The sequence below is a fragment of the Staphylococcus pseudintermedius genome, from assembly GCF_034042775.1.
Taxonomy (GTDB): Bacteria; Bacillota; Bacilli; order Staphylococcales; family Staphylococcaceae; genus Staphylococcus; species Staphylococcus pseudintermedius.
In genome coordinates this window covers 1,146,619-1,171,772 of record NZ_CP120150.1, presented here as the reverse complement: position 1 = coordinate 1,171,772, position 25,154 = coordinate 1,146,619, and the positions used below count along the sequence as shown (strand labels likewise).

Below are 25,154 nucleotides of genomic sequence, written 5' to 3'. Positions count from 1 at the left end.
AAGTACTACAAATTATAAACCTTGTTAATTTTTATTTAAAGTAAAATCTCCCTTTAACATCTCCTCCTAAACTACTTTAACTACTATTGTTTATTATACTATGGTTAATGCGTCCCCTGAAGGATGGTTATGAATCACAATAATCGCATTAGCAGACCATTTCAAAGCTGTTTTAAACACTTCTCTAGGATGTATGATGGCACTATTTAACGTTCCAATAAAAAGCGTTTGTTCATGAACAATTTGATTTTTCGTATTTAAGATGAGTAAAACAAAATGTTCTTGATCATAATCCTTAAATTTTGCATAATAGCGTTCTGCAATTTGGCTCGGAGAATGAATAGGATCAGATAGGTATTGCTTTTTATCCTCTGCTAAACGTCGTGACAATTCGAATACAGCGAGCAACGTTGTCGCCTTATTACGCCCTATTCCGACAAACTTTTCTAATTCAACTAATGACATTTTTCTAAGCGCTGTTAATGACTGACATTGCGCTAAAATATGTGAAGCAACTTGTATGCTAGAACGTCCTTTACTCCCGGTATTGATAATAATTGCAAGTAATTCTGTGTTCGATAATGCCTGACTACCAAATTGAATTAGGCGCTCTTTTGGTTTCTCATTGGATGATAAATCTTGAATGCGTGTCATAAAAATCCTCCATAAAATGAAATCAACTGTGGGTATATCGTAGAAACGGTAACAAATGCGGTGAAAATAGCAGGCGCAAGTGGTACTCGGCGTTGGTGTATCCAATTAAACATAAATGAAATCGGTAATAGTATACAGCCTATTGGAAAAATGAGTTCTAAAAAGAAGAGTAAAAACGGTACAGGAAAAAAGAAAATGATGATAAGAAATAATTTAATATCGCCCATACCCACATAATTTTGTTGAATGCACCCTATCAAAAAAGTAGTAACCCAAAGTAACAGGTGTGGCACATCTATATAGAAAGACGGATGAAGTGCGACTAACAAAATGGATATTAAACAAAGGAATCTGTGAAGAATCAACTGTGTACGTATATCAACAATTGCAATTGTGAGTAATAGTAACGCCATGACATAAAACGTCTCAAGCGGAATGTATACAGGTAGTAATAGCGGATAAATAATAATGCACCCCCCTAAAACTTCGCCTATAAAAAGGGATATTGGAATGCGTTGTCGACAAAAACGGCACCTTCCCTTTAACGCACAGTAACTTAGGATAGGTACTAAATCGAGCAGCTTTAACTCATGCTGACATGTTTGACACTTTGATCTTTGTAAGCAATGTCGCATGCTTAATGAAGGATGATCAGCGAATTGCAGTAAAAAACTCATTAAAATACTGCCTACAAAAAATAAGGCGACGATTATTCTAGACACCTCCTCAACACCGTCGAAACTTTAATTCACGACAGCAACATTTCATTGAATGCACTTATTATATGCGCATCCATATGAAGAGTCAAATCGCCAAAAAACACTTTTTAAGTCGAAAAAAACGTATATGATAAAAAACCACCTTATATGTATCTCGATTTTTCGGAATACATACAAAGTGGTTCGATTTTTATGAATTAAAGTCAACTTTAGATTTCACTTCACTGATGAAATAAAGACTACCTGTAATGAGCAATGCATCACCATCGTAGTTGTTTATAAATGAGATGTAATTATCGACCATTGATTTTTGTCCAAATTCAATTTCATCATATAACGTTTGCTTAGGAAGTGCTTTTGGAAAATCAAATCCTGTCACATAAATATGCTTTGCGATACTTTGGAAAGCATCTAACATATGATGAATCGGCTTCCCCTCAATAGCTGCAAATAAGACGTCTACTTTCGCTACATCGTAATACTTCTCAATTGTGTCCACTAATGCGTCAACACTTTCTTTATTATGTGCACCGTCAATTATGATAAGCGGTTCTTTAGAGACACGTTCAATACGACCTGTCCAATACGCATGTTCAATCCCTTCAATCATTTTGTTGAAGTCTAATTGAATTTTTTCTTGCTCATACAACTCAATTAACGCAGTAATTGCAAGTGCTGCATTTTCCTTTTGGTGTTCGCCGACCATGTGTAATGCTAAGTTCTCTAATTCGTAATCTTTATAACGATATGTAAATTCATCGTCTTCTGATTTGATAAAAATATCACGATCGAATTCTAAAGCTTTCGCATCTAATCGTTCAGCGATATCTCTAAAATACTTCAATGCTTCTTCATTTTTAACAGCGTAAACAATTGGCGTATGCGGTTTAATAATTGCCGCTTTATCTTTAGCAATGTCTAGATACGTTTGACCGAGAATGTCCGTATGATCTAAACCGATACTCGTCAAAATACTCATCAATGGCTGTATCACATTTGTAGAATCATTTTTGACACCTAGACCTGCCTCAACGATAACGATATCAACTGGATGAAGCTCGCCGAAATAGAGATACATCATTGTTGTAATGATCTCAAATTCGGTCGCAACTCCTAACTCAGTTTGTTCTTCCATCATTTCACTGACAGGTTTCACACGAGCCACTAGCGCTACTATATCTTCGTTTGTAATTGGTAAACCATTTAAACTGATTCGTTCATTAAATGTTTCGATATATGGAGACGTAAAAGTACCCACTTGATAATCATTTTTGAGTAAAGCTTCACGTAAATAAACAACCGTAGAACCTTTACCATTCGTCCCACCGACATGAATAGCTTGGATATTCTGTTGTGGATTACCAAGTTTATCGAGCATCCATTCCATACGTTTTACACCTGGTTTAATGCCGAATTTTGTTCTTTCGTGTATCCAATATAAACTGTCTAGATAATTCATAACTAAGACTCCTACGCTTTTAATTGTTCAATTCTCGCCTTGACACCATCATATTTCTCTTGATATTTCACTTGCTTTTCTTTTTCTTCATTAATGACGTGCTCAGGTGCTTTATTCACAAAATTCTCGTTTGATAATTTCTTATTAACACGATCTAACTCTTTTTGCCATTTTTGTAAATCTTTCTCTAGACGTTCTAATTCCTTGTCCATATCAATCAAACCTTCAATAGGTAAAATGACTTCACCAGCAGCAACGACTGTTGTCATCGCTTTATCAGGAATGTCGATTTGTGTTTCTATTTCAAGCGTACTTGGATTACAGAAACGTTCCAAATAATGTTGATTCGTCTTCAATAATTGTTGGATCGTTTCATTTTTAGCTTGAATTTTAATTGGAATTTCTTTAGATAGTGGTGTATTCACTTCTAAACGCGATTGACGTACTGCTTTAATGATTTCAACTAATTGTTCCATCACATCTTTACTTTCTTCAAACACGAGCGATGCATCCACTGTTGGCCATGCACTTGTCACGATAGATTCACCTTCATGCGGTAAATTTTGCCAAATGTGTTCAGTGACAAACGGCATAAATGGATGTAATAGACGCATAATACGATCTAAAGCATAACTAAGTACAGAGCGTGTAACGTTTTTCTGAACCTCATCGTCACCGTTCATTGGAATTTTACTCATTTCAATGTACCAGTCGCAGAACTCATCCCAAATAAAATTATACAATACGCGTCCCACTTCGCCAAATTCATACTTGTCGCTCAGCTGTGTGACAGTGTCAATCGTTTCATTCAAACGTGTTAATATCCATTGATCTGCAACTGATAAATCGCTCGATAAATTAATATCTTCAAATTTGAATGAGTCACCAATATTCATCAAACTAAAACGCGCGGCATTCCAAATTTTATTAATAAAGTTCCAAACAGACTCTACTTTTTCTGTTGAATAACGTAAATCGTGACCTGGTGAAGACCCTGTTGCCAAGAAATAACGTAAGCTGTCGGCACCATATTGATCAATGACGTCCATTGGGTCCACACCATTACCTAATGATTTACTCATTTTACGACCATCTTCAGCACGGACTAAACCATGTAATAATACGTCGTTAAATGGTTTTTGACCTGTGAATTCTAAACCTTGGAAAATCATACGCGCAACCCAGAAGAAAATAATGTCGTAGCCTGTTACTAACACATTCGTTGGATAAAAACGTTGATAGTCTGCTGCGTCTTCATTTGGCCAACCAAGAGTTGAAAACGGCCATAATGCACTAGAGAACCACGTATCTAGCACGTCTTCATCTTGTGTCCAATTCTCAATATCTACAGGTGCTTCTTCGCCTACATAAAGCTCTCCAGTTTCATTATGGTACCACGCTGGAATTTGATGCCCCCACCAAAGCTGTCTCGAAATTGTCCAGTCACGGATTTCTTCCATCCAACGATTAAATGTCTTTTCAAAACGCGGTGGTACAAATTCGATGCGGCCATTTGTTTTTTGATTATTTAAAGCTTGTTCTGCTAGTGGAGCCATTTTAACGAACCATTGTGTTGATAAGTATGGCTCAACAACAGCGCCCGAACGTTCAGAGTGGCCTACCGAATGGACATGGTCATCGATTTTAATAACTAAACCTTCTTCTAACAAGTCTTTAACGAGCTGTTTACGGCATTCAAAACGATCCATGCCTTCATATTTGCCCGCTTCAGCATTCATGCGCCCTGCTTCATCCATGACAACAATACGTTCTAAATTATGACGATTCCCTATTTCAAAGTCATTCGGGTCATGTGCAGGTGTTACTTTCATTGCACCACTACCAAATTCTTTATCGACATAGTCATCTGCAATAATCGGTAATTCACGACCAACGACAGGTAAAATCACAGTCTTACCGATAACATCTTGGTAACGTTCATCATCTGGATTCACGACAATCGCAGTATCTCCTAACATCGTTTCAGGACGTGTCGTAGCAATTTCCATGTAGCCTTCACCGTCAGCAAACGGATATTTAAAATGATAAAACTTGCCATTGACGTCTTCGTGAACAACTTCAATATCAGAAAGTGCGGTTCTCGCAGCTGGATCCCAGTTAATGATACGTTCGCCACGATAAATCAATCCTTTGTTATACATATCAACAAAGACTTTACGGACAGCTTGACTTAATCCTGAATCCAATGTAAAGCGCTCTCTAGAATAGTCTAAACCTAGACCTAACTTTGCCCATTGTTGGCGAATAAATGACGCATATTCTTCTTTCCATTCCCATGCCTTTTCAAGGAACTTTTCACGACCAATATCATGACGAGAGATACCTTCTTCTCTCATTTTCGCTTCTACTTTCGCTTGAGTTGCGATACCTGCATGGTCCATGCCTGGCAAGTAAAGCGTTTCATAGCCTTGCATACGTTTCATACGTGTTAAAATGTCTTGTAATGTCGTATCCCACGCGTGACCTAAATGCAACTTTCCTGTCACATTCGGTGGTGGAATCACAATAGTATATGTAGGTTTATCTGAATGATCACTTGGTTTAAAAAGTTCTTGGTCTAGCCATTTTTGATATCGACCCGCTTCAACTTCTTGCGGGTTATACTTCGGTTTCATTTCCATTAAAAATCCCTCCATTAAAATAAAAAAACACCTGTCCAAAATAGGACGGATGTTCCGCGGTACCACCTATATTCAATAGTGCAAACAAATCTCTACACTACTGCTCTCTTATGATTAACGCTCATGACACGCTTTAACCTACTCTTAGTTCAATTAAAGTTCAAAACGGGCTACCTTCAGTTATAACTTTTATGCATTTCCAGCTCCCATGCACTCTCTATAAAAAGCGAATAACATACTCTTCCCTAACACTATTTTTAATTTCATTCTTATAGTATACTGAAACGACAATGAAGTCAATACAAGGAGGAATGAAAACGTGAACCCATGTGCATTTGGTACAAAAGATCCACTTTATCTCGATTATCACGATCACTGCTGGGGCAAACCACTCTATGATTCACGCGCTTTATTTGAGTTGTTAGCCTTAGAATCACAACATGCGGGACTTTCTTGGTTAACGATTTTAAAAAAGAAAGAAGCCTATCAACAAGCATTTCATCATTTTGATCCCCATCAAATTGCACAAATGCGTGATGAAGATATTGATGCATTAATGGTATTTCCAAATATCGTACATCATCGTCCAAAATTAGAAGCCATCGTCGCACAAGCGAAAGGTTATATTCAAATTGAACAAGATTACGATAGTTTCAGTTCGTTTTTATGGTCATTTGTCGATGGGGCACCGATTGATTTTAAATATCAATCTGTAGAAGAACGCATCACCGTCAATGATACAGCTATAACATTATCAAAAGCATTAAAAAAATATGGTTTTAAATTTATTGGTCCTGTTACTACATTTTCATTTATGGAAGCTGCCGGCCTTTATAACAGCCATTTAGTATCATGTCCCAACCGCTAAACCATATTAGATCAATCTATTTCACATACCCATCAATAACATTGCGCAATATAAAAGGACTTGGACGTGACATTATCCAAGCCCTTAATTGAAATCATTTTTATTGTTACGCTCTAAACATTTTAAATACACACTGACTAATGGTGCTATTAAAAATAAAATAAAGAATATACGGAAAATATGATAACTTGAAATCATCGCAACGTCCGCTCCGATATCCAATGCGACTAAGACGATTTGACTCATCCCACCTGGTGCCGCGCCGAGGAATAATTCATCAATAGAAGCATGGTTAATGAATTGTACAAGATAAACCATTGCTAACGCTCCAAAAATGAGCATGACATTTTGATAAGCAATTGCTACTGCAATTCTCCCTTTTAATTGATCGGTTAAATGCGCAATTTGAATACCGACACGAATCATATAAATAATTTGCGCACCTGCAATAATAGGTGCATCAAGTGTGAATGTAAGGTTCGTTACAAAATTCCATATGACTAACACAACAATAGGTGCCATCAACATTTTTGTAGGGAAATGGATCCACTTCATCAGTATATAAACGACTGCAATCCCTAAAGCAATGATTACAATATGTTGTATCGTTAAAACATCTGTTAAATATTGTACATTTGCTTCAGTGACACGATTCGAATGATCAGTTTTAAAGAAAAATGATATTAATGGCACTAATAACACGACAAAAATGACACGTGACGTTTGTGTCAGACTCACGACAAGGATGTCTGCTTTTTTATTTTCTTCAGCCATTACAATCATCTGACTCAACGCCCCTGGGATGACGCTTAAAATTGCCGTTTCACGATTGACATGTGCAATTTTTCTAAAACCAATGGAGACGACAAGTGCTAACAATAATATGAGGACACTCACTAAAACAATTGCGAGCCAATCATCTTTAATATCACTTGTCACGCTTCTTGTAAATGAAGTCCCTATTTGAACTCCGAGCATAATTAAACCCAGTTCACTCAACCAAAGCGGCCATTGAACATCGCGTTTTAGTACTTTTACGACAAAAATACTTGCCAAAATGGGCCCGAACATCCATGGCAACATGATATGCAATGCAAACAAGAGCCAACCAAACAAAATCGCAATGACGAGTACAAGTAAATTATTGAACATTTTATTTTGTACCATGGCCTCGCCTCCTAATTTTTCATCACAATGAGGAGTACGGTTAACACAGTTGCGGTATGACCTCACTCCACTCATAGCAACCATATATTATACGCTTTTCTATTGAACATGCAATTCGTAAAACTCATACGCTAGAATTGCGATAAATGATGATCACTAGCATACAAAAAACGTATGATAGTAGGCTTCAAATTTACACCATTAGAAAAAAAGAGGTCGGGACCACATCAATCCCCACCTCATCTAAGTTGTATTTAATTATTTTCCGAGACGTTCTAACGCAACATCGAAAGCATGCAATGTTTTTTCAATGTCTTCTTTTGTATGTGCTGTCGATAAAAACATACCTTCAAATTGTGATGGTGGCAAGAAAATACCTTGTTCAGCAAGTTCACGATACAATTGACCAAATAATTCTAGATCAGATTGATTTGCCTCTTTAAAGTTTGTGACTGGCCCTTCATTTAAGAAGAATCCAATCATCGAACCTGCTCGATTTACTGTTAACGGCACTTGATGTTTGGCGAAGATTTCAGTTAAACCTTCTTCTAACATATCACCAAGTTCATTAAAGTAATCATAGCTTTCTGGTGTTAATTGGCTTAAAGTCATATAACCACTCGTCATTGCAAGCGGATTACCTGATAATGTACCTGCTTGATAAATATCGCCGCTTGGTGCAATATGATCCATAATTTCTTTACGCCCACCGAAAGCACCAACAGGTAGACCGCCGCCAATCACTTTGCCTAGACACGTTAAATCAGGAATGACGTTAAAGTAGCCTTGTGCACAATTGTAACCTACGCGAAAACCTGTCATCACTTCATCAAAAATAAGTAAAGCGTCATTTTCTTTCGTAATGTCGCGTAACCCTTGTAAGAAGTTGTTAATCGGTGGTACGACACCCATGTTTCCTGAGACTGGCTCTACAATGACCGCTGCGATATCATCACCAAACTCTTCAAATGCGTATTTCACCGCTTCAAGATCGTTATAAGGCACCGTAATTGTATTTTTCGCCGTACCTTCTGGAACACCAGGTGAATCTGGCAAACCTAACGTTGCAACTCCTGAGCCGGCTTTAATTAATAACGAATCACTATGACCGTGATAGTTACCTTCAAATTTAATGATTTTATTTTTGCCAGTATAACCACGTGCTAATCGTAATGTATCTAATGTTGCCTCTGTTCCTGATGACACCATCCGCACTTTTTCAATGGAAGGCACACGTTCAATCACTAATTCAGCCAAACGGTTTTCTTCTAATGTTGATGCGCCAAAGCTTGTACCACGTTCGACAACATCATGAATCGCTTCAATTACTTTAGAATCACGATGACCTAAAATAAGCGGTCCCCAACTGAGCACATAGTCGATATATTCATTTCCGTCAATATCATAAATACGGCTTCCTTCACCACGTGACATAAAAATCGCTGGTGTGTCTACTGATTTAAATGCACGTACAGGGCTGTTCACACCTCCAGGCATCAGTTGTTCTGCTTTTTCAAATGCTTTAATTGATTCGTTATAACGCAATATTGCCGCCTCCTATTATTGTTGATCTAAATATTGACAAATGTCTTTCGCAAAGTAAGTGATGATCATATCTGCTCCTGCGCGTTTCATAGAAATCATTTGCTCCATCACAACTTTTTCTTCATCTATCCAACCATTTAATGCTGCTGCTTTTGTCATGCTGTACTCACCACTCACATTATAAGCAATAATCGGTACGTTGCTATTGTTACGTACATCACGAATAATATCAAGATAACTTAACGCTGGCTTGACAATCATCATATCTGCCCCTTCGTTAAGATCAGATTCTAACTCTCGTAACGCTTCAAGACGGTTCGCTGGGTCCATTTGATACGTTTTTCTATCACCAAATGATGGTGCGGATTCCGCTGCATCACGGAATGGGCCGAAGAAGCTTGACGCATATTTAATCCCGTAACTCATAATTGGAATATGGTAGTATCCTGCTTCATCTAAACCTTGGCGAATTGCTGCCACAAATCCATCCATCATATTACTAGGAGCAATAATATCTGCGCCCGCCTTCACTTGAGAAACAGCTGTTTGAACAAGTAAAGGCAATGTTTTATCATTATCGACATCATGTGTATGTGTGTCAATCACACCACAATGACCATGATCCGTATATTCACATAAACATGTATCGGCAAGAATTAATAAATCATTATACATGGACTTTGCCAAACGTGTTGCTTTTTGAATGATGCCATCTTCAATAAATGCGCCGGTCCCACATGCATCTTTTTCATTCGGAATTCCAAAGAACATAATGGCACGAATCCCTAAATCATATGCCGCTTTCAATTCTTCATGTAGTAGGTTTAAGCTGATTTGATATACGCCTGGTAATGATTTGATTTCTGCTTTGACATCATCTTTCTCTACAACAAAAATAGGATAAATCAAATCTTCTTTTCTCACATGTGTTTCTCTTACCATATCACGCATCACTTTTGATGAACGTAATCGTCTATGTCTATCGAATTGCATTATTGAACCCTCTCTTCTAAAATTTTTGTCACCATTGATTCTAAAGTTTGAATGTCAGCAATAGAACATGAATAGCCGTAATCTTGAATCTGTCGTGCTGTTTGTTGACCAATTGCATAATACGAGTCGAAATTTAAAGACGTATCATCGTGAAAAAACGCCTTGACAGCAGAAGCACTCGCAAACGTCAATGCATCCACTTGACCTGTTTCGATACGTGCTTTGGCTTCTTTCACATTTTCCAATAAAAAACATGAAGTATACAAATCAATTTTTTCAACATTGAAACCACGTACTTGCAACACTTCTTGCAGTAATGGCCGTGCGCGTTGACTGGATGGAATCAAAATATGCTGCCCTTGTTGTGTGGGGAATGCATCGAGAAATCCTTCTTGTGAGTAATCTGCTGGGAAGAAATCCACTCGCAACCCTTGTGATTCACAAAATGCTTTCGTTTTCTCGCCAATGACCGCTAATCTATTAAAATTTAACAACTTTAAATAAGGTTGAAAATGCGTAACGGCATTTTGAGATGTAAAAACAAGCCAATCATAGTGACGACCTAGCACTGATTGATCAAAAGGAAGTGGTTCAGTCGTCACAAATGGAAGATGAACGATTTCAGCGCGCTGATCATTATAACGCTTGGTTTGGGTCATCACTATAATAGGCTTCATCATTTACACCTCTTTCTCATTTAAAGCTTGAATAATCTTATCCGCACCTTGAGATTTAAGAACACGACTCACTTCGCTACCGACTTGTATTGGATCTTGACCTGAAAATGTGTACTCAAATCTTTGTTTACCATCTGGAGACATAATCAAACCCGTAAATTGAATCTCTGTATCATTTTTACGGGTTGCATAGCCCCCGATAGGGACTTGACAACTCCCATTCATTTCTTTTAAAAACGTGCGCTCTGCAGTGACACATGCCGCCACGTCTTCATTATGTACTTTTGCAAGTAATGCTAACAATTCATCATCATCTGCACGACATTCGATACCAAGTGCACCTTGGCCAATAGCCGGTACGAGTAAGTCTTCATCTAAATATGTTGTCACTATGTCATCAGACCAACCCATGCGTTTCAAACCTGCTGCCGCTAAAATAATCGCATCGTAATCTTCTGTTTCTAGCTTTTTCAAACGTGTGTCAATATTCCCTCTTATCCATTTGATTTCTAGGTTCGGATACTTCGCTAAAATCTGTGCACCACGTCTTAATGAACTTGTTCCGATAATACTACCATCAGGAAGTTCGTCCAACGGAATATGATTTTTTGAAATGAAAGCATCAAATGGATTTTCACGGTCTGGAATACACCCTAAAGTGAGGCCTTCAGGTAATTCGCTTGGAACGTCTTTTAATGAATGAATGGCCATATCGATGTCTCGGCTAAAGAGTTCGTTTTGTATTTCTTTCACGAATAACCCTTTACCACCGACTTTAGATAATTGACGATCCACAATTTGATCCCCTTTTGTTACAATTTCTTTAATTTCGATATCTAAAGTAGGATCAACTTCTTTTAAACGATCAATAAATTGTTGGCTTTGAGTCAATGCGAGCTGACTTCTTCTTGAGCCGACGATAAGTTTACGCATAGTGCTTTCCTCCAATTAAAATAATTTAAACTCCGGTCCATTGGTGAAATGTTGATAATTGAGTCACCACAACTAAATTGATCATACAGCATAAAAATAACATGATATTTAAATTCATTAAAAATGACTGTTTAAAACGACGCGTCAATCGTAATGTAATAAAAATAGAATAGGCAATAAAAATAATAATTGACGAGATCACTTTCAAGTCTAAAAAGATATCATAGCCAATCGATACCATACCCCATTGAATTCCTAGCACGAGACTAATGAACATAAATATGACACCAATCAAAGAACTGTAAAACACTAACTTTTCAAGTGTTGCGATACTGCTCATTCTAAAGAAATTTTGCGTAAATCGCTTTTCTTTTAAATTTCGATATTGTATTAAATAAATAATCGCATTTACAAACGCAACTGCGAAAACCACATAACTCAACAATGCGAGTGAAATGTGGAAAAACAGTAATTCATTCAAAGCCGTGAGTCGTGCACCGTCCAATTTAAATTGTCGCGGGTGGAACGTGTGAATCGTCATAAAGACAAACCCAATCACATTCAAAAAGGCGATCATAAACTCAGACTGACGCAACACGGACATCACAAAAGTAATCGTCAAAATCAACCACGTTAATACGTAAAAACTCTCGATTAAAGAGGTTAAAGGGAGTTGCTTTTGCCATATAATAAACATAGTTAAAGAGATTGTTTGACAAAACCAAACAATCCCTAAAGCATAGAACCCTATATTTTGTAGACGATAATTCTTTTGAAATACATCTATTATCAAACACACCATACTGACTAAATAAATCAATAAAATGACTTCATGAAAACGTATGAAAAACGCTTCTTCCATAGCATCACCGTTCTTTAAGTTTCTATACTTAATAATCTTTCTTTCAACACAGATTTTTTCTTTTTAATCGCTTGTGTTTTATAATCTGCTTCAACTTCTAAATCAAAAATTTCTTGGAATAGTGCTAACTTCGCATCCGCATGCTTATCATCACTAATCTCTTTCGCTTGTTTGATCGGATCTTTTAGCATTTGATTAATGATGCTCTTCGTATGCTTAGAAATCACTTTTCGTTCGCGCTCTGACATATTTGGTAATTTTCGAGTAATACTATCCATCGTATCTTGTTGGATTTGCATTGCTTTTTCACGTAACGCACGAATGACCGGAATGACACCAAGCATACGCACCCATTCATTATGTTTATCAATTTCTGTTGGAATACGTGATGCAATTTGTTCTGCTGCAAGTTGACGTTCACGCAAGTTGGCATCAACGAGACCTTTTAAATCATCTACGTCATAAATAAACAACTCTGAATGTGAAACGTCGACAGGTTCAATATCTCTTGGTACAGCAATATCAATCATGACTTTTTGAGATGATTTTGCAACACTTTGACACATTTCTAACATCTCTTTTGTAATGATAAATTGTTCTGCACTTGTTGAACTGATCACGATATCCGCTGAAACAATGGCTTCCCCTAGTGATGCCCACTCTCCAACTTGTACACCATGTTGATCTGCTAATGCTTGTGCGCGTGATAATGTACGGTTAATGACTGTAATGTGACGCACGCCAGCACCTTTTAAGTTTAAAACAGCTAATTCTGCCATTTCGCCCGCACCAATGACTAATGCTTGTTTTTTATTCATTTTACCGAACATTTTTTTCGCAAGTTCAACCGCACCGTAAGACACACTAATTGTATTATTAGCAATATCTGTTTCATGATGTGCTTTTTTACTAAATGTGATTGCTTGTTTGAACAGTTCATTAAAAATAGTACCTGTTGTTCCTGCTGCTTGTGCTGTGAAAAACGCATCTCTCATTTGACCTAAAATTTGTGTTTCACCTAATACGATTGAGTCTAAGCCTGCTGTAACTCTGAATAGATGTTCAATTGCTTCGTCTTCGGTTTTCACTTCAGACATCGCCTTGATATCATCTAATTCAAAATTAAATTGTCGCGCCAAAAATCTTTGAATATAGTAACGTCCCGTATGAATTTGGTCAACTACCGCATACACTTCAGTACGGTTACACGTTGATAAAATCACGTTTTCTAAAATAGATTTTGTCTCGAACAACGCTTCATGTACGTGTGTCAAATTTTCTTCTTGAAATGAAAGTTTTTCACGACATGCTACATCAGCTGTTCGATGATTCACACTAACTGCTATTAAGTACATGCTTATGCCCCCATATATTCTACAATGACTACATTATAACACAGATTAGAGTCATTCTAATTAAAAATGCATAATCATGTTAAGATTTTTAATCATCCTTCCAAATTTTTGTCATAATTGTAGTCGTGCATGATTTTCATCTGTTGATAATAGGTTATTCTTCAGCAATGAACGCACTAATGGCTGCCCAGATTTGATCTTGTTTCTTTTTCTCAATTGATGAGTAACTGATAATTTGATCGCCGGATTCTAACTCCAATTTTTCTTTAATGATTTTAATATGCTTTTGCACTTTACCTTTAGGGATTTTATCTTCTTTCGTTGCGATAATGAGTGTCGGAATGTCGTAATACTTCAAAAAGTCATACATTAACACATCATCTTCAGTTGGCGGATGGCGTAAATCGACTAATTGAATCACGAGTTTTAATGCTTCTCGTGTTGTAATATAAGTTTCGATCATTTTACCAAAAGCTTCACGTTGCTTTTTACTTACCTTCGCATAACCATAACCTGGAACATCGACAAAAATCAATTGGTTATCAATATTAAAAAAGTTTAAAGTTTGCGTTTTGCCGGGCTGTTGAGACGTTCTCGCCATATTTTTTCGCCCAATCATACTGTTAATAAATGTTGATTTTCCAACATTTGAGCGACCACTTAATGCAACTTCAGGCAAATCTAACTCTGGGTATTGCTCTGGTTTAACAGCACTAATTAGAATGTCTACTTCATTTGGGTTGATATTCATCAGTTTTACACCTCGTTTATGTATCATCATACTCTTTTTAGATTACCTTAATTGCTCAAAGCTTTTCAACAAATGTACGGTTTCTCTTTATCGAAATAATGATTATTTATATTTTTACATGTTGGATATTTATACTAAAGCGAAATAAAAAAGCCGAGCCATAATCTGACCTGATTATGAAACCCAGCCTTTTTAAAATTAAGCATACTTATCCATTCGATTACTGAAACATGATTTTAAGCAGATGTTTTTGTTGTATTCACAAGGTTACCTTCCGCATCGTACAGTTCAGGCTCTGTCTCATTTACAATTGTTTCTTTTGTAATGACAACTTTAGCAACGTTTTCTGTAGAAGGAATATCATACATAATATCAATCAATGCTTCCTCAATAATCGAGCGTAAACCACGTGCTCCTGTTTTTCTTTCGATTGCTTTTTCACTAATTGCAGCTAATGCTTCATCAGTAAATTCTAAAGCTACATCATCTAATTCAAGCATTTTAGTGTACTGTTTAACCAACGCATTTTTAGGTTGTGTTAAAATGTTTTTCAACGCTTCAACATCTAATGTTTCAAGGTTTGCAACGATTGGTACACGTCCGATAAACTCAGGAATTAAGCCATAAGTTTGTAGGTCTTCTGGACGGATTTGCTCTAATAAACTTGCTTCATCGAAATTAGAAGCTTCATTGCTCGCAAAACCGATTACTTTTTCACCAAGACGACGTTTAATCACTTCATTTATACCGTCAAACGCACCGCCAAGAATAAATAAAATATTTGTTGTATCAATTTGAATAAATTCTTGGTTAGGGTGTTTACGTCCACCTTGAGGCGGCACACTAGCTGTTGTACCTTCTAAAATTTTAAGCAATGCTTGTTGCACACCTTCACCTGAAACATCACGTGTGATGGATGTGTTTTCTGATTTACGTGCAATTTTGTCAATCTCATCGACATAAATAATCCCTTTTTCTGCTTTATCAATATCAAAATCAGCAGCTTGGATTAAACGTAATAAAATGTTTTCAACGTCTTCGCCGACATAACCTGCTTCTGTAAGGCTAGTTGCATCGGCAATGGCAAACGGCACATTTAACGTACGTGCCAATGTTTGTGCGAGTAATGTTTTACCACTACCTGTCGGCCCAATTAAAGCGACGTTACTTTTTTGTAATTCAACGCCGTCATCTTTAGGCCCAAGTTGTTGAACACGTTTGTAGTGATTGTATACAGCAACTGCCAATGATTTCTTCGCTTTTTCTTGGCCGATAACATAGCTGTTTAATTGATCCATAATTTCTTTTGGTGTTGGTAATTCAGTGAGTTCTTCTGCTTGTTGTTGATTTAATTCTTCTTCAACGATTTCAGCACATAGCTCAATACATTCGTTACAAATATAAACACCACTACCTGCTACCAATTTTTTAACTTGGTCTTGATCTTTACCACAGAAAGAACATTTTAAGTTTTCTTCATCATCATTGAATTTAAACATACTTTATTACACCCCTGTTCTTTTACGACTATACTAGAAAGCATTCTATTACGCAAATATAGACCATTTCAAGTTTTTTGCATTTTGCACAATAAAACACAACAGATGTGTGATATTGTGGCCCCAGTAAAAGTCATCCTCAACTTCTGTTTCTCATCTATTTTTATTCGTAGTGTCTTCATAAAGTTTCATACCAACGCTTCATCCAACAAAATACACTCAAAGTTGCTGAATGAAATTCCCCAAGCTTGCCGTTAATATACTAAGTGCTAGCGACATAAAAATCAAATCATTTGCAAAATTCATTAACGCAACTGTTTGAACAGATGTTGTCATAAATACTAAGCGGAGTGCGGTTGTTGTCAAATGGCATCATTTGAGTACAACAACCCACCCCGGTTGATTTCACATCATATTAAAATTTGTTGAAACGGTTCATTGAGAGTTGTGTTAGTGGGACCGCACATCACCTGAAGTTGATGTGCGGTCCCACTGATTAACCTTCATTAAATTTTATCATTCAAATTTGTAATGAAAGTTTTCAATACGACGCATCAATAAGATATGCGTGCTTATGCTTCTTCTTTGTTATCTTCTGAAGTGCTTTCAACTAATTTCGCTTCGTCTACTAATAAGTTAATAACTTTTTTCACACGAACATCATTTTTAACAAGATCAGTGTTGCCAAGTGTTTTCTTAATATCTTCAACAGAGATGTTGAATTGTTCGCTCATTGTTTCAAGCTCTTTGTCAACATCTTCATCAGTCACTTCGATATTTTCTGCATCTGCAATGGCAGCTAATGTTAAGTTTGTTTTCACACGTAACTCAGCATCTTCTTTCATTTGTTCACGTAAATCATCTTCTGATTGACCTGAAATCTGGAAGTAAGTGTTTAAGTCTAAACCTTGTTGTTGAATACGTTGTGCAAATTCGCTCATCATGCGATCTTGTTCTGTACGTACCATAGCTTCTGGAATATCGATTGTCGCATTGTCAGTTGCTAAAGTAATCGCTTCTTCTTTTTGCGCATTTTCAGCGTCAGTTTTCTTTTGCTCTTCAAGTTGTTGACGTAAGTTTGCTTTGAATTCCTCTACATTGTTTGCATTAGAATCTAATTCACTCGCAAGCTCATCATCTAATTCTGGTACTTCTTTTGCTTTGATTTCGTTAATTTTTGTTTTAAATACAGCAGGTTTTCCAGCTAATTCTTCTGCATGGTATTCTTCTGGGAATGTCACTTCAACTTCTTTTTCTTCCCCAACTTTTAAGCCTACAAGTTGCTCTTCAAAACCTGGGATGAACATACCTGAACCGATTTCCAAGTCATATCCTTCAGCTTGACCACCTTCGAATTGCTCACCATCAACATAGCCATCGAAGTCTAAGTTAACTGTGTCGCCTTCTTCAACTTGACCGTCTTCTTTAACGACCATATCAGTCATAGCGTCAAGACGTTGTTCTACTGCTTTGTTGAATTCGTCTTCAGTCACTTCAGTGTTTTGTTTTTCGATTTCTAAGCCTTTGTAGTCACCTAATTGTACTTCAGGTTCAACGATTACAGTTGCATCAAAAGTGAATGGTTGGCCTTTTTCGATTTGTGTTACTTCAATTTCAGGTTGATCAACTGGATTAATACCTGTTTCTTGTACAGCTTCACTGTATGCTTTTGGTAATAAGATGTCTACTGCATCTTGATATAAAGCTTCTACACCAAAACGTTGTTCGAAAATTTGACGAGGTACTTTCCCTTTACGGAAACCAGGTACGTTAAGTTGTTTGACTACTTTTTTGAAAGCTTGATCTAATGCTTTATCTACTTCTTCTGCAGGTACGGATACTTGTAATAATCCTTCGTTACCTTCTTTTTTTTCCCAAGTTGCTGTCATGTATAAAAACCTCCATGATTTATCATTTTTAAAATTTTTCAACTTCTTTATTATAACATAGGTTGACCTTCTTTGAAATAATGAGACCTATGTATTTAACGATTTTATGAGTTTAAATATCTCTACATATAATGAATCCACATTGACTTCCTCCCCCATTAACTGATGGAAATATGCAACATAAGCATCACGCCACATCTCTACAGTTCCATAGTCTAGGATATTTACAGGATAAAGTGCAATATTATTTGTATTAAGTAAAATATAGGCTTCTTGAACAAGTGAAGGTATCTCCACTTCTAAAGCATCAATCACTGCAGGCAACAATCGATCTTTAAAGGCTGTTTGTTCAATTCCTACAAGTTCAGCGGGTATCACTTGAATTTGACGAAAATCTTTCTCTATGGTGATGCCTTGATTGTATCCAGCAAAACGTAAATATTCTAACATCAAACTTTGAACACTTGAAACGATTGACTCATGAACTAACAAATAAGCAATCGTTTCACTGTACTGATAGACACGATCATCAATTAATGTGAGTACTAATTGCGTTTGATCATAATGACTCAGCTCAGTAAACCGTTGTAATCGATGCAACATATAATCTTGGCGTTCGTCCAGTTTGGATTGTGCTTGATTTTTAATAGGTAATAAAGTCATACGCGTTTCATGTGCAACGACATCATCAAGAACCTGGTCCACCATTTCAACTGCCGCTTTATATTGTTCTAATGCATACAGACTTTTAATGTAATACACGATGAATGTATCATATGGCGGAAAACCTTGCATCATTAAAATGTTCGCCTCTTCTTTTAATTCAAGGTAAGCTCCAAGTTGCCACAATATATCACATTTTAAAAGCGCAAGTTCAGATGTCAATTCAAAGTGACGTTCATACGCAATGAAATAATCATAAGCGTCTTCATAACGTTCCTTGTCGAATGCCTCTGTAATATCATATATTAACTTTTCTTTAAGCTTAGGAAATGGAATGATATCAGACATGCCATTCACCTATTTCAACTGCTCTAATATTAACGCGCTCCACGATTCGAATGCGCTCGTGTCACTAATTTGGCTTAATGGTTGCCACTGAATCTTTAAAGTATCCGTTTCACGCACTTCGACATCTTGTTGCTTAACCTTCACTTTAAACACGACACCGATATGAACTTGACCCACTTCATTATGATCATCATTAATAAAGCCTATGAATTCAAGCGGTGTTTGATTGTTAATTTTAACACCGATTTCCTCTTCAAGTTCTCGACTTGCATTTGTTTTAATGACTTCATCAATATGGTGCGCTTCAGGAACATCATTCATGTGTCCGCCTACACCGATAGACGCATTGCCGTGAAGTCGTGCCTCGCCACCACCTGATAATCGCTCATAGACGAGTAATTCATCATGCTCATTTTCAATTAAACAATAACTAATCAATTGTTTGAAGCTAGGATCTTCTTCCATATCACCACGTCTTTTCACTTCATATTGAGAAAGCTTTTCATAAATTTTTTGACCCTTCTCTTCAGATTGATCTAAAAACCCATTGAATGCGAGCGCCTCTTCTTCAAAAAGCAAACGTCGTGGGACTACAGTAATTTGTTCATCAAATTTTGACATTGTGAGCTCCTTTTATTCGTTTTTTATATCGTAACAAAAGAAATGAATAATGGTAAAGTCATAATGAAAAAGAGTTGGCGCGTCACAATAGACCCCAACTCTTTCTCTACTATTTTAAAGCTGCTTTCGCTTGATTTACTAATTCAGCAAATGCTTTCTCATCTGAGATTGCGATTTCTGATAACATTTTACGGTTAACGTCGATACCCGCTTGTTTTAAACCGTTCATTAAACGAGAGTAACTCATGTCGTGTTGACGTGCAGCCGCATTGATACGTGTAATCCATAATTTACGGAAATCACGTTTTCTTTGACGACGGTCACGGAATGCATATTGACCTGATTTCATAACTTGTTGTTTTGCAACTTTATATAATGTGCTTTTCGCACCGAAGTAACCTTTAGCTAATTTGATTGTCTTTTTACGACGCGCTCTTGTTACTGTTCCACCTTTAACACGTGGCATAATAAACTCCTCCTTTTATCTCTACGGTATGCGCTTCTGCCATACCTCTCATATATTTTCGTACTTTAGAATGATTATTTAACGTATGTTAATAATTGTTTTACACGTTTTGCATCGCTTTTTGATACTAATGAAGCTTTACGTAATTGACGCTTTTGCTTTGTAGATTTGTTAGCGAATAAGTGTGAAGTGTATGCTCTAGAACGTTTAAGTTGACCAGATCCAGTTCTTTTTACACGTTTCGCAGCTCCGCGGTGGGTTTTCATTTTAGGCATGATGTTTTCCTCCTATTATCACTTTTTATTTTTCATTAATTGGGGCTAACATAAGGAACATTTGACGACCTTCCATTTTCGGCTTTTGCTCGATTGTTGCAAGGTCTTGGCACGCTTCAGCATATCGCTCTAACACGCGTTGTCCAATTTCTTTATGCGTAATCGCACGCCCTCTGAAACGAATTGAAACTTTAACTTTGTCACCTTTTGTTAAAAACTTGCGTCCGTTTTTAAGCTTCGTATTGAAGTCGTGTTCTTCAATCGTAGGGCTTAAACGGATTTCTTTAACGTTGATGATTTTTTGTTTCTTCTTCATCTCTTTTTCTTTTTTCTGTTGCTCGAATTTGTATTTGCCGTAATCCATAATACGAGCAACAGGTGGTTTAGCATTTGGCGCAACAACGACTACATCCAAACCAAGTCGATCTGCCATTTCCAATGCTTCATTTTTAGACTTCAATCCGATTTGGTCACCATTTTGTCCGATGACACGTAATTCTTTTGCGCGAATCTTTTCGTTAACTTGCGTTTGATCTTTAGCTATGGTTGACACCTCCAAAAAGTTTACGAATGGTCCAAGTACGAAAAAAAGCGAGGGTATCTAACCCCCGCTTCTCACGTCAACATGAACATACACTACATGTTTAATCGTTAACCTGCCAACAGCTTGTTGCGTCGCTACAGGTGAGAAGCGGGATGCTTCTACTTGGTCCGTTTCGTATTCAACAGATACAATTATACCAACTCAGTGTATATTAGTCAATGTTTTTTTGAAAGTTTTTTTCAACTGTTTCCACATTCGGATCTAAGTTGACGTCTTTTAATGGAATCAATTTCGTTTTATAGCGGACTTTATGATAGATGAAGAACGCTAAAAATACTGGTATACCCATATAAGTAATTAAAAATCGATTGATATCAAAATCACCCGTTTGAATAAAATCAACATCTTGTCCGATGATAACAATAATACAAAGCACAGCTGCGAGAATCGGACCAAATGGGAACCACTTCGCTTGATACTTTAATTTTTGAACATCGTAATTTTGTGCCGCAAACGCTTTTCGGAAACGATAATGACTGACCGCAATACCTACCCATGCGATAAAGCCTGTCAGACCACTCGCTGCAACAATATATTCGTACGCATCGCCACTGACATGTTGTAATACAAAAATCAACACAACAATCAGCGCTGTAGATAACATCGACAAGATTGGTGTGCCGTTTTTATTTGTACGACTAAATGCTTTAGATGCGAGTCCGTCTTTCCCCATCGAATACAGCATACGTGTGCTTGCATACATCCCAGAGTTACCCGCCGATAATACAGATGTTAAAATTACGGCATTCATAAATGAGGCAGCAAACGCGAGTCCTGCATTTTTAAAGACGAGTGTAAATGGAGAAGTTGCAATGTCATCCCCACCGCCCATTAAGGCAGAAGAATTGTAAGGAATAAGCATCCCGATAATGAAGATTGCTAAAATATAAAAGAGTAAAATTCTCCAGAACACTTGCTTAATTGCTTTCGGTACGGCACGCTGAGGATTTTCAGACTCACCTGCAGTAATCCCCACTAACTCAGTACCTTGGAACGAGAACCCAGCGACTAAGAACACGCCGAACACAACGAGTAAACTACCACCAAAACCGTCACCTAAGATTGGTGCGTCACCAGTTGTAAATGTATCAAAGCCCACTGCTTGACCGCCCATAATTCCTAAAATTGTCAATAAACCTACAATAATAAAGACAATCACCGTCGCCACTTTGATGAATGCGAACCAATATTCACTTTCACCATATACTTTGACAGACAAGGCATTAAGGCTAAAAATAATCACCATGAAGATACAACTCCATGCCCAAGCAGGTAAAAATTGTAAGGGGGCCCAATATTGGATGACTTGAGCAGCAATCGTAACGTCGGCCGCTACTGTAATGACCCAGTTAAACCAATAGTTCCATCCTAAAGCAAAACCTAAAGACGGATCGACAAAACGCGTGGCATATGTGCTAAACGAACCCGTAACAGGTAGATACGTCGCCATTTCCCCTAGTGATGTCATTAAAAAGAACACCATCACACCGATTATCGCATAGCCTAAAAGTGCACCTAAAGGCCCTGCATCATGAATAGCGCCTCCAGATGTCATAAACAGTCCAGTTCCAATCGCACCACCAATCGCGATCATCGAAATATGACGGTCTTTAAGATGGCGTTGAACTGCGTGTTGATTTTCTGTTTTTTCATTACTCATTTTCTTAATCCTTTCCTAATTGCTTAGAGGTTAAGACAAATTGTGTGAAGCTCGTTAAATATCAAATCATTCAACCTAGTAAAAAATAAAAGCAGTGATGACATCTATGTTGATGCCACCGCTGCTCATTATTTATGAATCGGTAGCACATCACATTTGTGACAGTCTAGCGCCTTTCGAACACTAGCCCAACGAGAAATGGCGATGGTCCATTTCCGTTTCGGCAACTTTACCTTTCACATGTTGGGGCTTTGTACCATCATACAACCCAACCGCTACTCATCAAAGTTGCGCCTCTAACTCAATCAAATCGTATTATAAATTGTTTCATTTATTACTATACATGATAGTCGTGCACCTATCAACATTATCTTTGTTTTTTCAAACGAATTTCATCGACTAAGTCCCAAATGAATGTATCTTTTTCAACAGTTTTTTGGTCTTTTGAACCGTATTGACGGACATTGACTTCATTGTTTTCAAGTTCTTTATCCCCGACAACAAGTTGATATGGGATCTTCTTCATTTGCGCTTCACGGATTTTATAACCCATTTTTTCATTACGGTCATCAATATGCACACGGACACCTTGAGATTTTAATTCGTCGTGAATTTGACGTGCGTAATCGTAATGCAAGTCGTTGTTAACTGGAATAATCTCAACTTGTTGTGGTGCTAACCAAGTTGGGAACGCCCCTTTTGTTTCTTCTGTTAAAAAGGCTACGAAACGTTCCATCGTAGAAACCACACCACGGTGAATGACGACTGGTCGATGATGTTCGCCATCTTTACCAATGTAAGTAAGTTCGAACTTTTTCGGTAATAAGAAGTCAAGTTGCGCTGTCGACAATGTCTCTTCTTTACCCATCGCCGTTTTCACTTGAACATCTAATTTAGGACCGTAGAACGCCGCTTCACCAATCGCTTCTTCATACGGTAAGTTCATTTCATCTACTGCTTCTTTTAACATCGCTTCAGCAGTGTTCCACATGTCATCATCGTCATAATATTTTTCTTTATCCGCTTTATCACGATAACTTAAACGGAATTTGTAATCCTCAAAACCAAAGTCTTCATATACATCCAAAATCATTTGAACGACACGCTTGAACTCTTCTTTAATTTGGTCTGGTCGCACGAAGATATGCGCATCGTTTAAAGTCATCCCACGCACACGCTGTAATCCTGATACAGCACCACTTGCTTCATAACGGTGCATTGTACCAAGTTCCGCAATACGAATTGGCAACTCACGATATGAATGGGGCTTGTTAGCATAAATCATCATATGGTGTGGGCAGTTCATCGGTCTCAGTACCATCGCTTCATCCGCATCCAGTTGCATTGGCGGGAACATGTCTTCTTGGTAATGATCCCAGTGCCCTGATGTTTTGTACAAATCGACATTAGCCATCACAGGTGTATAGACGTGGTCATAGCCGAGGCTAATTTCTTTGTCTACGATATAACGTTCGATTTCACGGCGGATTGTTGCACCATTTGGTAGCCATAAAGGTAAACCTGCGCCGACAAGTTGATTGTTTGTGAAGAGCTCCATTTCTTTACCGATGCGGCGGTGGTCACGCTCTTTACGCTCTTCTAACAATTGAAGATGTGCTTTTAGGTCTTTCTTGTCGAAAAATGCTGTACCATAAATACGTTGCAACATTTTATTATTACTGTCACCACGCCAATACGCACCAGCAGTTGATAACAATTTGAACGCCTTAATTTTCGATGTACTTGGGACGTGTACGCCTCGACATAAATCAGTGAATTCACCCTGACTGTACAATGTCACTTGTTCGTCTTGTGGAATCGCCTCAATTAATTCCAATTTATATGGATCGTTTGCAAAAAATGCCTTCGCTTCATCTCTTGAAACAACTTGACGCTCGACTTTATGATTTTCTTCAATAATTTGTTTCATAGTCTTTTCAATTTTCTCGAAATCATCACTTGAAACCTTTTCTTCCATATCGAAATCATAGTAGAAGCCACCATCAATCACTGGGCCGACACCGAAATGTACATCACCGTACAATCGCTTTAATGCTTGTGCCATTAAATGCGCTGTGGAATGTCGTAACACTTCTAACGCTTCGTCACTACCCGGCGTAATAATTTCAATTGCGCCATCTTCTTCTAAAGGACGTGTTAAATCGACCAATTGTTGATTAAATTTACCTGCAACGGCTTTTTTTCGTAACCCTGGACTAATGGATTGCGCAATTTCTTCTGTTGTCGTACCCTTTTCAAACGCCTTTTCATTACCATCTGGGAACTGCACTTTAATTTCTGCCATAATGATCCTCCATTTCACATTTTTGCTTAAAATTGAAGAAAATAAAAAACCCCATCCCAACATAAGGGACGAGGTTTTCGTGTTACCACCCTAATTTGTCACATACCTATCCTGTGACATCTCTACATAAGATAACGGTCTTGAGCCGGGCATTCATTACAAACACCATTTATCTATAGAGGGAGTAACATCGATGACT

The 25,154-nt window shown here is 37.5% G+C and carries 22 protein-coding genes, 1 riboswitch and 2 other annotated features; of the genes, 1 reads left to right on the top strand and 21 read right to left on the bottom strand.

Annotated features, from left to right (window positions below):
• Positions 1 to 93 precede the first annotated feature (93 nt).
• From radC to P3U61_RS05505, 4 genes are all read right to left on the bottom strand, one after another.
• On the bottom strand, positions 94 to 654 hold the full coding sequence (radC, locus tag P3U61_RS05520) for a RadC family protein (protein WP_242463085.1): 561 nt from the start codon (positions 652 to 654) through the stop codon (positions 94 to 96).
• Positions 651 to 1,289, bottom strand: a complete 639-nt coding sequence (locus tag P3U61_RS05515) for a prepilin peptidase (RefSeq protein WP_230314539.1) — start codon at positions 1,287 to 1,289, stop codon at positions 651 to 653. The genes radC and P3U61_RS05515 overlap by 4 nt, the downstream gene beginning before the upstream one ends.
• Before the next feature lie 274 nt (positions 1,290 to 1,563).
• Positions 1,564 to 2,832, bottom strand: a complete 1,269-nt coding sequence (locus P3U61_RS05510) for a bifunctional folylpolyglutamate synthase/dihydrofolate synthase (protein ID WP_101457793.1) — start codon at positions 2,830 to 2,832, stop codon at positions 1,564 to 1,566.
• An 11-nt stretch (positions 2,833 to 2,843) separates the two neighbouring features.
• Positions 2,844 to 5,474, bottom strand: a complete 2,631-nt coding sequence (locus P3U61_RS05505) for a valine--tRNA ligase (protein ID WP_014613709.1) — start codon at positions 5,472 to 5,474, stop codon at positions 2,844 to 2,846.
• Positions 5,475 to 5,512: 38 nt separating this feature from the next.
• Positions 5,513 to 5,735 (bottom strand) — a binding site (T-box leader).
• A 58-nt stretch (positions 5,736 to 5,793) separates the two neighbouring features.
• Here P3U61_RS05505 and P3U61_RS05500 point away from each other — a divergent pair.
• Positions 5,794 to 6,342 carry a DNA-3-methyladenine glycosylase I gene (locus P3U61_RS05500; RefSeq protein WP_015729278.1) on the top strand — a complete coding sequence of 183 codons (549 nt, stop codon included), beginning with the start codon at positions 5,794 to 5,796 and terminating at the stop codon, positions 6,340 to 6,342.
• A gap of 84 nt (positions 6,343 to 6,426) precedes the next feature.
• Here P3U61_RS05500 and P3U61_RS05495 read toward each other — a convergent pair whose 3' ends face one another.
• The 17 genes from P3U61_RS05495 to thrS form a co-directional block, all read right to left on the bottom strand.
• Positions 6,427 to 7,509: an AbrB family transcriptional regulator gene (locus P3U61_RS05495; RefSeq protein ID WP_015729279.1), complete on the bottom strand. Its 1,083-nt coding sequence runs from the start codon at positions 7,507 to 7,509 to the stop codon at positions 6,427 to 6,429.
• A 258-nt stretch (positions 7,510 to 7,767) separates the two neighbouring features.
• Positions 7,768 to 9,006, bottom strand: coding sequence for a glutamate-1-semialdehyde 2,1-aminomutase (gene hemL, locus P3U61_RS05490; protein ID WP_404953330.1), 1,239 nt, complete (start codon positions 9,004 to 9,006; stop codon positions 7,768 to 7,770).
• Positions 9,007 to 9,069: 63 nt separating this feature from the next.
• Entirely contained in the window at positions 9,070 to 10,047 is a 978-nt protein-coding gene (gene hemB, locus P3U61_RS05485) for a porphobilinogen synthase (protein WP_014613705.1), read from the bottom strand.
• Positions 10,047 to 10,724, bottom strand: coding sequence for a uroporphyrinogen-III synthase (locus P3U61_RS05480; protein WP_101457794.1), 678 nt, complete (start codon positions 10,722 to 10,724; stop codon positions 10,047 to 10,049). The genes hemB and P3U61_RS05480 overlap by 1 nt, the downstream gene beginning before the upstream one ends.
• Before the next feature lie 3 nt (positions 10,725 to 10,727).
• Positions 10,728 to 11,657, bottom strand: a complete 930-nt coding sequence (gene hemC / locus P3U61_RS05475) for a hydroxymethylbilane synthase (protein ID WP_037542832.1) — start codon at positions 11,655 to 11,657, stop codon at positions 10,728 to 10,730.
• A gap of 25 nt (positions 11,658 to 11,682) precedes the next feature.
• Entirely contained in the window at positions 11,683 to 12,279 is a 597-nt protein-coding gene (gene ccsA, locus P3U61_RS05470) for a cytochrome c biogenesis protein CcsA (RefSeq protein ID WP_230314538.1), read from the bottom strand.
• Between the two features lie 254 nt (positions 12,280 to 12,533).
• Complete coding sequence (hemA, locus tag P3U61_RS05465) at positions 12,534 to 13,874, bottom strand: glutamyl-tRNA reductase (protein WP_065520470.1); 1,341 nt, start codon at positions 13,872 to 13,874, stop codon at positions 12,534 to 12,536.
• Positions 13,875 to 14,028: 154 nt separating this feature from the next.
• Complete coding sequence (gene yihA, locus P3U61_RS05460) at positions 14,029 to 14,625, bottom strand: ribosome biogenesis GTP-binding protein YihA/YsxC (RefSeq protein WP_014613700.1); 597 nt, start codon at positions 14,623 to 14,625, stop codon at positions 14,029 to 14,031.
• A gap of 236 nt (positions 14,626 to 14,861) precedes the next feature.
• Entirely contained in the window at positions 14,862 to 16,124 is a 1,263-nt protein-coding gene (gene clpX, locus P3U61_RS05455; RefSeq protein WP_065520469.1) for an ATP-dependent protease ATP-binding subunit ClpX, read from the bottom strand.
• 572 nt (positions 16,125 to 16,696) lie between these two features.
• Positions 16,697 to 18,013 carry a trigger factor gene (gene tig / locus P3U61_RS05450; RefSeq protein ID WP_014613698.1) on the bottom strand — a complete coding sequence of 439 codons (1,317 nt, stop codon included), beginning with the start codon at positions 18,011 to 18,013 and terminating at the stop codon, positions 16,697 to 16,699.
• A gap of 87 nt (positions 18,014 to 18,100) precedes the next feature.
• The gene (locus tag P3U61_RS05445) at positions 18,101 to 19,024 is read right to left on the bottom strand and encodes a hypothetical protein (RefSeq protein ID WP_063284415.1); all 924 of its coding nucleotides are present in this window, start codon (positions 19,022 to 19,024) and stop codon (positions 18,101 to 18,103) included.
• Positions 19,025 to 19,033: 9 nt separating this feature from the next.
• Positions 19,034 to 19,645, bottom strand: coding sequence for an NUDIX domain-containing protein (locus P3U61_RS05440; protein WP_014613696.1), 612 nt, complete (start codon positions 19,643 to 19,645; stop codon positions 19,034 to 19,036).
• A gap of 109 nt (positions 19,646 to 19,754) precedes the next feature.
• Positions 19,755 to 20,111: a 50S ribosomal protein L20 gene (rplT, locus tag P3U61_RS05435; protein ID WP_014613695.1), complete on the bottom strand. Its 357-nt coding sequence runs from the start codon at positions 20,109 to 20,111 to the stop codon at positions 19,755 to 19,757.
• A 74-nt stretch (positions 20,112 to 20,185) separates the two neighbouring features.
• Positions 20,186 to 20,386, bottom strand: a complete 201-nt coding sequence (gene rpmI / locus P3U61_RS05430) for a 50S ribosomal protein L35 (protein ID WP_014613694.1) — start codon at positions 20,384 to 20,386, stop codon at positions 20,186 to 20,188.
• A 25-nt stretch (positions 20,387 to 20,411) separates the two neighbouring features.
• A complete protein-coding gene (gene infC / locus P3U61_RS05425) occupies positions 20,412 to 20,939 on the bottom strand; it encodes a translation initiation factor IF-3 (protein ID WP_014613693.1) in 528 nt (175 codons plus the stop codon).
• A 24-nt stretch (positions 20,940 to 20,963) separates the two neighbouring features.
• Positions 20,964 to 21,100 (bottom strand) — a sequence feature (ribosomal protein L20 leader region).
• A 41-nt stretch (positions 21,101 to 21,141) separates the two neighbouring features.
• Positions 21,142 to 22,650, bottom strand: coding sequence for an amino acid permease (locus tag P3U61_RS05420; RefSeq protein ID WP_014613691.1), 1,509 nt, complete (start codon positions 22,648 to 22,650; stop codon positions 21,142 to 21,144).
• 135 nt (positions 22,651 to 22,785) lie between these two features.
• Positions 22,786 to 22,957: riboswitch (Lysine riboswitch) on the bottom strand.
• A 60-nt stretch (positions 22,958 to 23,017) separates the two neighbouring features.
• Positions 23,018 to 24,955: a threonine--tRNA ligase gene (gene thrS, locus P3U61_RS05415; protein WP_014613690.1), complete on the bottom strand. Its 1,938-nt coding sequence runs from the start codon at positions 24,953 to 24,955 to the stop codon at positions 23,018 to 23,020.
• Between the last annotated feature and the right edge of the window lie 199 nt (positions 24,956 to 25,154).